At 63.2% G+C, this 12,716-nt stretch carries 10 protein-coding genes; 5 read left to right on the plus strand and 5 right to left on the minus strand.

The window, feature by feature from the left end; genetic code table 11:
* Positions 1–53 precede the first annotated feature (53 nt).
* The 3 genes from ABC728_RS21675 to ABC728_RS21685 form a co-directional block, all read right to left on the minus strand.
* Positions 54–272, minus strand: a complete 219-nt coding sequence (locus ABC728_RS21675) for a hypothetical protein (RefSeq protein WP_416617348.1) — start codon at positions 270–272, stop codon at positions 54–56.
* A complete protein-coding gene (locus ABC728_RS21680; protein ID WP_416617347.1) occupies positions 269–487 on the minus strand; it encodes a hypothetical protein in 219 nt (72 codons plus the stop codon). The genes ABC728_RS21675 and ABC728_RS21680 overlap by 4 nt, the downstream gene beginning before the upstream one ends.
* Before the next feature lie 317 nt (positions 488–804).
* On the minus strand, positions 805–1,146 hold the full coding sequence (locus ABC728_RS21685) for a ribbon-helix-helix domain-containing protein (protein WP_416617627.1): 342 nt from the start codon (positions 1,144–1,146) through the stop codon (positions 805–807).
* A 542-nt stretch (positions 1,147–1,688) separates the two neighbouring features.
* On the opposite strand from ABC728_RS21685, the gene ABC728_RS21690 reads away from it, so the two are divergent.
* The 5 genes from ABC728_RS21690 to ABC728_RS21710 all read left to right on the plus strand — a co-directional run bounded on the left by ABC728_RS21690 (position 1,689) and on the right by ABC728_RS21710 (position 9,845).
* Entirely contained in the window at positions 1,689–3,764 is a 2,076-nt protein-coding gene (locus ABC728_RS21690; RefSeq protein WP_416617346.1) for an AAA family ATPase, read from the plus strand.
* 218 nt (positions 3,765–3,982) lie between these two features.
* The gene (locus ABC728_RS21695; protein ID WP_416617345.1) at positions 3,983–4,783 is read left to right on the plus strand and encodes a hypothetical protein; all 801 of its coding nucleotides are present in this window, start codon (positions 3,983–3,985) and stop codon (positions 4,781–4,783) included.
* A gap of 12 nt (positions 4,784–4,795) precedes the next feature.
* A complete protein-coding gene (locus ABC728_RS21700) occupies positions 4,796–7,006 on the plus strand; it encodes a Mu transposase C-terminal domain-containing protein (protein ID WP_445376494.1) in 2,211 nt (736 codons plus the stop codon).
* Between the two features lie 2 nt (positions 7,007–7,008).
* A complete protein-coding gene (locus tag ABC728_RS21705; protein ID WP_445376495.1) occupies positions 7,009–8,004 on the plus strand; it encodes an AAA family ATPase in 996 nt (331 codons plus the stop codon).
* Positions 8,001–9,845, plus strand: coding sequence for a TniQ family protein (locus tag ABC728_RS21710; RefSeq protein ID WP_445376496.1), 1,845 nt, complete (start codon positions 8,001–8,003; stop codon positions 9,843–9,845). The genes ABC728_RS21705 and ABC728_RS21710 overlap by 4 nt, the downstream gene beginning before the upstream one ends.
* A gap of 377 nt (positions 9,846–10,222) precedes the next feature.
* Here ABC728_RS21710 and purD read toward each other — a convergent pair whose 3' ends face one another.
* Positions 10,223–11,518: a phosphoribosylamine--glycine ligase gene (gene purD, locus ABC728_RS21715; RefSeq protein WP_416617340.1), complete on the minus strand. Its 1,296-nt coding sequence runs from the start codon at positions 11,516–11,518 to the stop codon at positions 10,223–10,225.
* A 72-nt stretch (positions 11,519–11,590) separates the two neighbouring features.
* The gene (locus ABC728_RS21720) at positions 11,591–12,700 is read right to left on the minus strand and encodes a threonine aldolase family protein (RefSeq protein WP_416617339.1); all 1,110 of its coding nucleotides are present in this window, start codon (positions 12,698–12,700) and stop codon (positions 11,591–11,593) included.
* Between the last annotated feature and the right edge of the window lie 16 nt (positions 12,701–12,716).

Consider the following 12,716-nt stretch of genomic DNA (forward strand, 5'->3'; position numbering starts at 1 on the left):
GGGGGCTGTAAAGCCCCCATTAACCGACCTGCCGTGAAATACAGCCGCTACTATCATCTACCGGCATCCATGCCGTTCTCCCTGGCGATGTGCTGCATCGAATGTTCGAACAGCAGCCATCCGCCCACGATGCCCGCGATCCCCAACGGCAAGAGCACCGATCCCATCCAGAAGATCGACGCCAGCAGCGCAGCAACGCCGACGACGAAGGCCACAACGGACGCGATTGCCAGCGCACCGGCTGCGCCGGATATACGGGGCGGAAACTTCATCGAATCTCGATCGAAACAGGGCAGTGGTCGCTGACCCGCTTCTTATCGTCCCTGGACGTTTCGGAATAGACCAGGACCCCGAAGGAACCTTCCTTGGCGTGGCGCGCGACGGGGCCGCCAAGGATGAACGTGGCGATCTTGACGGTGTCCTTCGCCATCGCGGCGACCGGCAACGTAGCGGCCAGGACGGCGGCGAGCAGGGGCAGGCGGCGCATGCGGATCTCCCAGGCGATGGCGTAAGCCAGGGCTACCGGTTATTCCGTGACCGTTCAACCGCGGGCCGCGTTTTTTCTGGCGCTTGGCAGATGTTCCATTTTTGTTCTATAATATACGGAGATCGCCATGGACGAGTTCGAGGAGAAAGGCACGACGGTACCGCATACCATATCGGGGGAAGACTTCGTCGGCAGTCCCTTCCGGCTGGTCGCTGCCAAACGCCGGAGGCCCGCCCCCGATTCCGGTACAGGAACATGTCTCCACCGCCAAGCCGGCAAGGCCGATGATCTGGGACTGGGGCTGATCATCGCCGTGATCAGGCCGGTGCCAGGTCGCGACCGCCGTGTACCGCATCCGCCCCGATATTGTCCTGGGGCCCTGCCAGCGCCTGGAGGATCTGGACCGGGCTGAAACCTGCAACATCCTCCTTGAGACGCAGCAGTTCCCGGAAATAGGCGATCGCGAACAGCCGCAGCGCACCGGCAAGGGACGTATCGCCGCGGCGCTTGTCGATCTCCGTGGCGACGTGGGAGAGGTCGCAACCCTCACGCTGGGCGATGAGGCGCAGGCTCTCCCATTCAATTCCGCGCAGCCGAAGGCTGGTCCGCTTGCCGGCAACGTTGACATTATGGATTTCAGACGCCTGCCCCAGCCTCATTTCGTCCAACGCGGGATCATCGTTTGTAATAATCGTGCGACGGCGGCTTAGTGGCGGCATTAGACTCTCCATAATTGTATTTATTATTTTATGTTATCCTATTTAGTCAATGTCAGTGGTGAACTGCTTCACCGCCCGATCCCGTTGCCGGCCACGTAACCGTTGTAATCGCTGCCCTGTCCGGCCGCATGGGTAGGACAACAGCTGCCAGGAGAGGCCCCTGGCAGCCCTGGAATCCGGTGCAGGGCAGGGCGGATAGAGTTTTTCAACCGTTCCGGAATTCTGGGATTGACATCCTACCCCGCTCAAGCAACTATATGGCTATGACAAATGCTTCCTCACATATCCTCCACCTCCACCTCGACGTGAACGCCACGATGGCTCCGGCCATGTCCTTGGCGTCGGGAAAGATATGCTGCGCCGCGTAGGCGCAAGGAACACGGTCGTTTCCTGACATCCGTCCTTGTGACCTGCGCAAAGCGTAGCCGCCTTCGCACTTCTGTGCCGAAGGTCCGACGACTTTGGACAAGGCAGGTATCACCATGTCTTCGCAGCTTGACCGACCGCCCACCACGCTGTCTGCTTTATCAAAGGCTTACAACAAGCAGATCGTTGAGCATCTCGACGCCGAGAAGGCCGCCGACGCGGTCGAGCCCGACAATGCCGATCGGCCGACCCCATACGCCGCCACGGCATCCGTCCTATTGGATCGCGCTCTTGCCAGCAAGCCGGAGGCGGCGGCCGCCATTGAACAGCCGGGGCAAGTCGTTGTCGTGAACATTGGTTCGCCGGCATGGGTGCCGGCGATTTCCCAGGCGTTTCGTGATCGCGTGAATGCATCCATTCAACGTGAAATGGAGGCAGCCGCTGCAGAATTGCGGGAGGGGCAGGATGGCATTCCTAACACCGATGCCGAGGGGCCTGCTGACGTTTTTCAGTCGCAGCGGGTGTACGACGAGTGGTTGATCGTCGACGACCTCGACAGGGCCTCCCTGGGCGACAACTCCGTCGAGTTTGGCATCATCAGGGCCCTCGATGACGGAAAGGGCGTTCTCGTATTGGTTCCGCCTGAAGCCAAGGCCCCTGAGATCGTCCGGAACGGTGCCGATCATCAGGTTTCGATCCCCTTGGTCGACGCTGCCGTGTTGGCTGACGCGGCGGCGGCTGCGTTCGGCGTTCGGCCGGATGTTTCCGTACCGGATCGGCTGTGCCGGCTTCTGACGCCTACCGACCTCCGCTTCGCTCACCGGTTCGACGAAGGTGCCGACCAGTGGATCGAACGCCTGGCGCGCTTGGCGGAGGCGAAGGTTCGAATGCCTGTCATCGACGGCCCGACCCTGGACGGGCTTAGCGGCATGGACGAGGCAGTGGAGTGGGCCCGTAACCTGATCAAGGATTTGGCCGATTATAACGCCGGGATCCTGTCCGCCGACGAGATTGACAAGGGATGCATGCTTGTCGGACCGCCTGGTACTGGCAAGAGCACCTTTGCGGCGCGCCTGGCGAGAAGCGCGGGGCTCCCGCTGGTGATCGGTTCCTACGGACAGTGGCAGTCGGCAGGTCACCAAGGCCACATGCTCAAAGCAATGCGCGAAAGCTTCGAGCAGGCGCAAGCTCTCGGCGGCTGCCTGTTCCTTTTGGAGGAAGCCGACTCATTCGGCGTCCGGGACAAGATGGAAGGTCGGAACAGGGAGTACAGTATCCAGGTCGTCAACGAGGCCCTGCAAAGGATTGACGAAGCGGTCAAACACCGTGTCATCATCCTGGGGGTGGCGAATACGCTGAATATCGACCCGGCCTTTCTCCGGCCCGGCCGTTTCGACCGCGTTATCCCCGTATTTCCGCCGGACCAACTCGCATTGGCGGGCATCCTGAGGGAGCATCTCGGCCACCGCCATCTTCCTGACGCTGACCTCTCCGATGTCGCGGCGGCAGGCTTGGGCGGGACTGGCGCCGATGTCGAGTTCTGGGTGCGAAATGCCAAACGTCTCGCGCGCCGGGCAGGCCGCCAGATGATCATCGCGGACCTTCTCGCCCAGGTTTCTCCCGCGCTGAATTTGCCGATCCACCATCAGCGCAGGATCGCCGTCCATGAGGCGGCCCATGCTGTGGCCGGTGCGCTTGAACTGCCCGGCCAGTTGCGGTCGGTCACCGTCCTGCCGAACCACTCCGGCGCTCATTTCCGGTCGTCCGGCCTGGAAACAGGCGCGTCGATGCGGGCCCTTATCCGCGTGACGCTCGCCGGCCGCGCCGGCGAGGAGATCGTCTACGGGATGCCCGCGAACGGTTCCGGCGGGCATCCCGATAGCGACTTGGCGAAGGCGACCGCCCTGACGGCGCAGATGCTGGGCTCCTACGGCTTCGGCGACGGTCTGGCCTGGAAGGGCGAGGTCTCCCCGCAGAACGTCGCCGCGATGTTGCGCCAGGATCCGACCCTCGCCGCTCAGGTCGAGGCCGAGCTTTCAGTACAGTACAAGGCGGCCAAGGATCTGCTCCACCGCCACCGCTCTGCCTTGGATGCCGTCGCCGACCTGCTGCTCGACCGCGGTACCCTGACCGGGGCCGAGGTGGAGGAGATCGTCGCCTCCATGTCGCATGACGCTGGGGCCGTGCAATGAGCACGGCCCCCACCGCCCCTCACGCCACCATCCATTCCACCGACGGTCGTCCGGCGCGCCTCATAGGCTGAGCCTTGCTCTGCCTGCCCGCCACCGTCGGGGTCTGGGTTTCCGAACGCCGTCGTTTCTGACAGCGCCGCCCTCCCTTTGCCTCGATGGCCCCAATGTTCGGCCGGTTCAAACCGTGATGCGGTTGCCGGCAGCCCGATGAGGCGATCATGCGCCAGTATCTCGTTTCCCAACATCTCCATGCCAAGCGTGCCGGCCTGGATCTCTTCTCGATCAGGCCCTCCGATCAGGACAACGCTCTCCGTCCCGACCAGCCGGTCGGTGGCAAGACCGCGGACGGGGTATGGAACCCGCCGCTCCCTTCCATCGCGTCGAGGAAGCCGGCAGCCAACAGCCGCTTCTCGTGCCGTGGATCGATCCACGATCCCGTGTCGGGCAGGGCGGTCGTCTATGAGAGCGCCCTCGAACGCGACCTCGCCTACCTGCTGCTGACGGACCGGCGCATCGTCGCCGTCCATGACCAGCCGCCCGCCATCGCCTATGTCCGGCGGGACGGTCGTGCTGCGCGGCACACGTTCGACTTTCTGGTCGAGACCGTGTCCGGCGCGCGGATCGCATATGCCGTCAAGCCGCTCGCCAAGGTCGGGTCCTCCGGGATTGAGGACACCATCGCCCTTATCCGCCGGCAGACGGGCGACGGCTTCGCTGACCGTTTCGAGATCTGTACCGAACAGCACGTTCCGCGGGCGAAGGTCGCCGACGCCCGCCACATCCTCAGGGCACGGGCCTGCCGCAACGATGAGGATGTGCAGGTGACGTCGCAGGTCGCCGCCGGTGTCCGGGGGACCGTGCCGATCCGCAGCCTGGTTGCGATGTCCGGCCTCCCGCCCGCCCGTGCCCTGAACGCCGTCGTCAACCTGATCGACGAGGGTGGGCTGGAACTCGCCGACGGAACGCATATCGGCGACCTGGCGATGGTCCGCCTCCACCGTCCCGCCATGGCTGCCTGAGCAGAAAGGATCATGATGATGCAGCATTCAGTGGTTCACTATCGGCTCACCAAGCATGACCAGGTCTTGCTGAACGGCCAGGCCTACCGGCCTGTCTCCACCAGCGATCGCGGCCACCACCTGGCCCGCGTCGAGGACAACGACGTCCGCGAGTTCCTGCCTCATGACGAAATCGCCCGTTTCGCCCAGGCCGGCACCCTCATCGTGAAGCAGGGGTTCTACCTTCCCGAAACGGCAGCGCGCCGTGCCAAGGGCCGGGACGTGGCGCTGTTCGACCTTCCCCAGGATGAACAGCGCCGGATTCTGCGCCGCAAGGCCTACTGCGAGATGTTCATGGAAATGGAGGCGAAGCGGAAGGACGTCACCCGATCTGACGTTTCGATGAAGATCGCCATTGCCGAAATCCATGCCCAGATCGTGAGGGATGAGGCAACGGCAACCCGTACGACCAGTTCCGGCAGTCGTCCCGGCCGCCGGGCTTCATGCGAAGTTCAGGTCAATGTCTCGCTTCCTCCTACACCGTCCACCCTGCGCCGTTGGCTGCGCGATTTCCGCGACGGCGGCTTCGTCGCCGTCGCGCTCTGCTCGAACACGAAGGGGCGCGGCAACAGAACTCCGCGGAAGTCTGGCGATGCCTGGGCCCTGGTTAACCAACATGTCGGGCGCTATGCCAGCGCGAACCGTGACAGCAAGATCATGATTTACCGCGACTATCGGATGGCCCTGGACGAGAAGAACCGGGAACGGTCGGTCGCGAACCTAGAGCCGATCGAAAGCATCAGTTACCAGACATTCTGGAAGCATCTGAACCGGACCCTTGATCCGTTCACGGTAACCGCCGGTCGGTACGGTGCGGAAGCCGCACGCCAGAAGTTCAACATTATCTATAGCCGTGACCCCTTGGGGCGTCCCCTTGAAGTCGTGGAGATGGATGAATGGCAGGTGTCTCTCCAGGTATTGCTCTCAAAGTCCGGCATCTGGGAGTTGCTGACGGACGAACAGCGGGAGAAGATCGGCGCAATCGGCCGGGTCTGGGTGTCGGTCGCAATTGACTGCGCGACACGCTGCATCCTGGCCATGCGCTTCACGACAGCGCCATCGTCGGCGAGCGCCATTGCCACGTTGGAGATGGTCGTCCGTGACAAGTCCGAAATCGCCGGTGCGGTCGGCTGCCGGTCACCGTGGAACATGCATGGCATTCCGGAGACGGTCAGCATGGACAATGGCCCGTCTTTCCGGGCGGAACAGGTGAAACTGGCCATCGCGGCACTTGGTGCAGGTGACCATTACCCGCCAGCGGGTGTCCCCGAACTGCGCGGTCGGATTGAACGGGTCTTCGGGACTTTCCAGCGCGAGTTCGCCCGGTACTTCCAGGGCCAGACCTTTTCCAATCCCGTGGAGAAGGGGGACTACGACGCCGAACGCCATGCCAGCGTCAACTTGGAAACCCTTAACCGCACCCTCGTCCGCTATGTAGTCGATGCCTATCATAATCGCCCGCATGCTGAACTGGCGGGGGCAACGCCGCTTCAGACCTGGAATCGGCTGGTCGCCCAGTTCGGGGTGCTGCCGCCTCCAGATGACGATACCCGTCGTTGCGTCTTCGGCATTCCGTGCCAGCGCCGGATCTCCAACCAGGGCGTCCGCATCCTGGGGATCCACTACCAGTCGCGGGAACTCCAGGAACTGCGTCGCAAGGCAGGTCTGGGCGAGGTGACTGTAAAAGTTGGCCGCTGGGACCTCGGAAGGGTCTCCGTCCAGACGCCGGATGGTTGGATCAGCGTTCCGCCGGCCATGGACGGCCTAGCGCTTGATGGCGTGACCTGGTGGGAATGGACGGCCGCCGCGAGGGACCTCGGTCGGCGCAACGCGGACATGGAACACCTGTCTTCGCACATCGTCGCCGATGCCATCCGCTCCATCCGGGGGCAGGCGGACGAGGCCGCCGACGCCGCCGAACTGGGAAGCGCCATCCTTGGCACCGACGAGTTGGAGCGCATCGAAAAGCGCCTGTTCATGAAGTTCGACTTCAAGGCAAGGGGCGGCCAGGCCAGGGAACTCCCCGGCATGGAGGCTGAGGGTGAGCAGCCGGGCGACACCGAAATGCGCTTTGAAACTTCGCCGCCCATTGGCCGGCCTGCCTTTTCCCCAACACCTGCCGCTGACGGAACCCATCGCGCCCATCGCCCCGCAGCTTCAAAACAATTCACGACGGAGGAATGAACATGACAAACTATACCGCATCGTCGCCCGTGAAGACCGCCTGCGGGCGTACGGCACTGGCAGCGCGGATCGTCGACAAGTATTTCAGCACCGACCGCGATGATCGCTTTCGTCAAGTCCTGCAGGACTTCATCGACGACATGTCCGTAGCGGTCGCCAGCCAGCACCCCGAGGGTCGGATGCTGGCGCTCGTTGGTGGGTCCGGCGCGGGAAAGACGTTGACGATGGAGAAGGCCATCAAGCACGTCAACGGCTTGGATGACAGCAACTTCCTGAGGCTGACGACGCCTTCCCCATGCACGCTGAAGCAGCTTGGCCGGGTAGTCCTGGAACGGCTTGGATACCCGTTGCAGCGGGAGCTTGCGGATCATCGCATCTGGGAAATGATCAGGTATCATTTGAAGGAACATGGCGTTCGGTTCATCTGGCTCGACGAAGCCCACCATATCCTGGGAAGGGGGAGCAACTCTGAGCTGACCAAGCTGCGAGATGTTCTGAAAAGCACGATGCAGCAGAGGGAATGGGCCGTCAGCTTGATTCTGTCTGGTCTCCCGGTGCTGTCGGCGTTCATCAGTGGCGACCGCCAGGTTGAGCGTCGCAGCCAGACTTTCCGCTTCCAGCCGTTGGCATTTCCCGACGATGTGGATCTGGTGCGGGAAATCGCCTACGAAATCGTGGCGAACCATGCCGGAATGGCCATTCATGACGAAATCGGGACGGATGAATTCATCCACCGTCTGATCGTTGCTTCCGAATGGGGATTGGGATCGGCGATCACGCTCGTCAGGCGTGCAGTCCTGTTCGCACACTCCCAAGCCGGGGCGGACGCTGTGGTCGGCGTGGAACATTTCGCGGAGATCTATGCCGAGGAACGGGATTGTTCGGCAGACAGCAACATCTTCTTCGCGGCCGATTGGCAGGAGATCGTACCGTCCAACTCCCGCCTGGACGCCGCGCTGCCGGCCCGTCCCAAGCGCAAGCGGGGGAAGACGGCATGACTATGCTTTCCTTGACTGTACCGCTGCATCCAGACGAGACGCCGACGAGCTTCTGCTCCCGGCTGGCATTCAGGAACGGATGCGATGCCCATGGCTTCTGCCTGGACATGGGGTTCAAGTTTCTGGCCGTGGCGACGGGAGAGGAGAAGGCGCTGGCGGAGTTAGCAGCGGTTTCCGGTGCCGACCCGCACGCCTTACGCCGCAACTCCTTCACATCGCGGGAAGGACACGGTTTCCAGCTCCGTGGCCAGATGGTCAATGTGGCTTCTTCGCTCCGCACCCACGTGCGTGTCTGCCCTGACTGCATCTCGGAGGATGTTGCCGCCCAGATCGATCAAAGGCGGTCTGCACCGTTTCAACGCATTTATTGGCAACTCTCTTGGTTTAGGTCATGCCCGGTCCACGGGGTCGCACTGCTTACCCTCGGTCGCGCTAAAACGAACATGATCGAATGCGCTGATTTTGCCAGGGCGGTCGCTCCGCATGTTGGTCGAATCGTGGCTGGGGACATTGACCGGGTCGCCCGGGCGCCATCGTCCATGGAGGTGTATCTGTATCGCCGGCTGAATGGAGAGGGGGATTCAACGTCGCCGTGGCTGGATTCCATCCCCATGCATAAGGCCGTCCGCCTGTGCGAGATCGTCGGTGCCGTCTCCCGCTTCGGACCCAAGGTTGCCACCCGGGATCTGGACGATGAGGTCGTAGCGGACGTAGCGTCGATTGGCTGCGATATCATGCTTAGCGGCGAGGAGTTGTTCAGGGGTTTCGTTCGAAAGACCATGGCCGCCAATTGGAAAAATTCCGGGGAGTTGGGCGGAAAGCGTTTCTTCGGCTTGCTCTATGACTGGCTACGGGCGGAAAAGGACGAGGCGTCCCTTAACCTGGCCCGAGACGCAATCCGTGAGGAAGTGGCGGAATCGTTGCCCGTAGGCGAATTGCATACCTTCTTTGACGTACCGATCGGGCGGCGCCGGTGCTGGTCGGTAACCACCGTTGCGACTGCCTGCTACATGAAAAGTTCAAGGATGAGGCAGTATCTTTCGGCACGAGGACTGATCACCGCCGAGCATGAAAACTTGTCAAATGACAGGACCACGTTCCCGGCGGAGAAAGTCGACCCCCTAATCGAACAGCTCCGGTCCATGGTTCCCCAGAACGAGGCGATGGCATACTTGGGCATGCCCAGGTCGCGGTTCCTGGCGCTGATGCGTGAAGGATTGGTCGTTCCGTTCTTTTCCCGCCTTGAAGCAGGCTTCTTTTGCAACGGCTTCCTTCAGGCGGATTTGGACAACTTCCTGAAAAGATTGTCCATGCAGGTGACGATGCCGGCGGTCGAGGATGGGATGGTCGAAATCTTCGATGCCGCCAAACGGTGCAGGGCGCCTTATGCTCATGTCATGCGGATCCTGCTGGAAGGGGGATTTTCCCGTGTCGCCCCGTGGCCGTCGGGGTCCAAATGTTCTCTGGCAGTTGATCCAAATGAAGTCCGCCGGGTATTGGCCAGGGAGGCGCCTGGCACGGAACCCTGGCCATACCTTACCGTGGAGCAGATCCGGGAACAGACGAAGTGGGGAAACGGGATTACCTGGGCGCTTATTTCCAAGGGCCTGCTGCCGCACGCGGTCCTGACCAATCCGGTCACCACTCGCAAATGCGCCGTTGTTCACCGGGATGACCTGGAAAGTTTCTGCCGAACATACGTCACGTTTGGGCAGGCCGCCAAGGAACTGGGAACCACATATCTCAGGCAGATACTCCGGGGAGGAGTTGTGAAACCGGCCATAAAGTTCGGGGTGGGTGAGGTGGCGTTCTACCTCAGGGCTGACTTCCAGAGAGCGTGAAATTTTGTTTCAAGATTGATGCCCGCCGGTAATTCGGCGGGCTTTTCTTTTGAGTTCGTTGCAAAGGTTTTTTGATACGATTTTCGCCGTGAGATGATTTCTGAGCCAGGCTTGATGTGAACAAAATCAATGACTTGTAATGGGACCAGAGCTACGGGATGCTTTATTCCACAGCAGCGGAAATGACGCCTGCCCCGACCCGGCGGGTTCGATTGGCCCGGCGGGTTCGATTGGGGACCCTTTGATGGGGATCGTTCGCCGCAAGGCTTGCCGACGCCGTCACCATCCCAATATCGCAAAATGAAACCCCGCCGAAACCGGCGGGGTCGTTGTCGTTCATTCCTGGCCAGGGCCATTCCGTTCCGGGGCAGGGGGGCTCACAGCCCCCGGGCCATGGCCCGCCAGGCGATGTCGCGGCGGCAGAAACCTTCCTTCCAATCGATGCGGTCCACGGCCTCATAGGCCCTTGTCCGGGCGTCGGCCACGCGCGGGGCGATGGCGGTGACGCCGAGGACGCGGCCGCCATTGGCCAGGATGGTACCATCGGCCCCTTCCTTGGTGCCGGCGTGGAAGATTTCCACGCCATCGACCACAGCAGCGCTGTCCAGATTGCCGATGCGCGTGCCCTTCGCATAATCACCCGGATAGCCTTCGGCGGCCATGACGACGCACAGCGCGGCCTCGTCATGCCATTGCGGCTGCTGGCCCGACACGTCGCCGTTGGCGGCGGCCAGCAGCAGCGGCACCAGATCCGACTTCAGCCGGCGCATCAGCACCTGGCATTCCGGGTCCCCGAAGCGGACATTATATTCCAGCAGCTTGGGTACGGGCTGCCCATCGGGGCCGGCCACGACCATGATGCCGGCAAACAGCACGCCGATGAAGGGCTTCCCCTCGGCCGCCATGCCGCGCACTGTGGGCAGCACCATTTCTTCCATGATGCGGGCTTCCAGTGCCGGCGTCAGGACGGGGGCGGGGCTGTAGGTGCCCATGCCGCCCGTATTGGGGCCCTGGTCGCCGTCATAGGCGCGCTTGTGGTCCTGTGCGCCGGCCAGGGCCACGGCACGGACACCGTCGCAGATGGCGAAGAAGCTGGCTTCCTCCCCGTCCAGGAATTCCTCGATCACCAGCTCGGTCCCCGCATCCCCGAAGCGGCGACCCACCATGGCCTCGTCGATGGCGGCAAAGGCCTCCTCCACCGTCTGGCAGATGGTCACGCCCTTGCCGGCGGCCAGGCCGTCGGTTTTCACGACGATGGGGGCCCCCTGCCGGGCAACGAATTCCTTGGCCGCAGCCACATCGGTGAACCGGCCATAGGCGGCGGTGGGCACACCGAACCGGGCCACCGCATCCTTCATGAAACCCTTTGACCCTTCCAGGGCGGCGGCGGCGGCGGACGGCCCGAAGGTGGGGATGCCGGCTTCGCGCAGGCTGTCGGCGAGGCCCAGGACCAGCGGCTCTTCCGGCCCCACGATGGCGAAATCGATGTTCTGCGCGCGGGCAAAGGCCGTGATGCCGGCCACGTCGTTGGCTGCCAGCGGCACGCATTCGGCCACCTGTGCAATGCCGGCATTGCCGGGCGCGCAATAGAGCCGGTCGCACAGGGGCGAACGCTTGACGGCCCAGCACAGCGCATGTTCACGACCGCCGGACCCCACGACCAGAATCTTCATCGCACCCTCACTCCCTGCTGCCGGCCCCGCTGCCGGCTGGCGGCGGGTTCTTAGCATGCGGGGCCGGCCGGGTCACCCAGCCTTGGCGGATACCGCCCTTGCGGCGGCCAGCCAGGTTGCGAACCGGTCGGCAAGGGCAGACGGCGCGTGCAGCATCGCCGCCTCGCCAACCACCATTTCGGTGTAGCAATAATCCCGTACCGGCAAGGGCACAACCCGGCCGAACGCCCAAAACCGGTCGGTACGGGCCGTCATGGCCAGGATATCTGCCAGGGCGGAGGCATCCACGGGCCAGACCAGCCGGAAGGAATTGCACATCACCCGGTCTGCGGCCCGGGGTGCGTCGCGTTCGTCCAGCGCGGCGGCCAGCGCCATGGCATGGGCATGGTAATCGGCCATGCGTGGCAGGAACCGGCGCAAACCGTCCAGCCCACCCAGGATATAGGGAAAGGCGCTGTAGAGATTGCCACCCATGCGGCTGCGCCAGGGCGTCGCCATAGCCAGCAGATCGGCGGGGCCGGCGATGATGGCACCGCCCGGCGCGCCCAACCCCTTGTAAAGGCTGACATAGACGCTGTCGGCCAGGGCGGCGATTTCCGCCAGCGTGCGGCCGTACCAGGGTTGCGTCTCCCAGAGGCGGGCACCGTCCAGGTGGAAGGCGATGCCCTGATCGCGGCACCATTGGGATATGGCCACCAGTTCCGTCCAGGACGTGGCCCGGAAGCCGGCATTGCGCAGCGGCAGTTCCACGACGACGGCGGCCAGCGGCTCGTGTATTCCTTGCAGGTCGGCCAGCGTGAAAGGCGCATCGTCCGGGCCGATGCGGGCCAGCCGGATGTCGCTCAGCCGCTCCACGGCATCGGTCTCGTCGATGGCGATGTGACTTTGCGGATGGACGGCCACCAGTCGCCGGCCCGTGCGTTCCCGGTGCGCGAACAGCACGGCCTGCTGTCCCACCACCGCCTTGTGAAAGAACAGCGCTGCCGGTTTGCCCAGAAGCCCCGCCACCTGATCCTGAAGGGCGGTGACGGTGGGGCCGGCACCATATTCATCGCCGGGCAGGTCCATTTCCGGCATGGCCAGCATCCGTTCCATCCAGATGCGTGGGGTGACGGCCCCGTGTCCCTGCAGGAAGGTCTGGCATTGCGCCCGCAGGGCACGGTCGATGACGATGCCGGTCATGCCTTGGATCCCCCCG

The sequence above is a fragment of the Niveispirillum fermenti genome (genome assembly GCF_052474395.1).

Bases quoted from the DNA above. Each gene is read 5' to 3' on its own strand.
- purD (WP_416617340.1), bottom strand. From the start codon at position 11,518: ATGAAGATTCTGGTCGTGGGGTCCGGCGGTCGTGAACATGCGCTGTGC.
- ABC728_RS21680 (WP_416617347.1), bottom strand. From the start codon at position 487: ATGCGCCGCCTGCCCCTGCTCGCCGCCGTCCTGGCCGCTACGTTGCCG.
- ABC728_RS21675 (WP_416617348.1), bottom strand. From the start codon at position 272: ATGAAGTTTCCGCCCCGTATATCCGGCGCAGCCGGTGCGCTGGCAATC.
- ABC728_RS21720 (WP_416617339.1), bottom strand. From the start codon at position 12,700: ATGACCGGCATCGTCATCGACCGTGCCCTGCGGGCGCAATGCCAGACC.
- ABC728_RS21710 (WP_445376496.1), top strand. From the start codon at position 8,001: ATGACTATGCTTTCCTTGACTGTACCGCTGCATCCAGACGAGACGCCG.
- ABC728_RS21685 (WP_416617627.1), bottom strand. From the start codon at position 1,146: ATGAGGCTGGGGCAGGCGTCTGAAATCCATAATGTCAACGTTGCCGGC.
- ABC728_RS21705 (WP_445376495.1), top strand. From the start codon at position 7,009: ATGACAAACTATACCGCATCGTCGCCCGTGAAGACCGCCTGCGGGCGT.
- ABC728_RS21700 (WP_445376494.1), top strand. From the start codon at position 4,796: ATGATGATGCAGCATTCAGTGGTTCACTATCGGCTCACCAAGCATGAC.
- ABC728_RS21695 (WP_416617345.1), top strand. From the start codon at position 3,983: ATGCGCCAGTATCTCGTTTCCCAACATCTCCATGCCAAGCGTGCCGGC.
- ABC728_RS21690 (WP_416617346.1), top strand. From the start codon at position 1,689: ATGTCTTCGCAGCTTGACCGACCGCCCACCACGCTGTCTGCTTTATCA.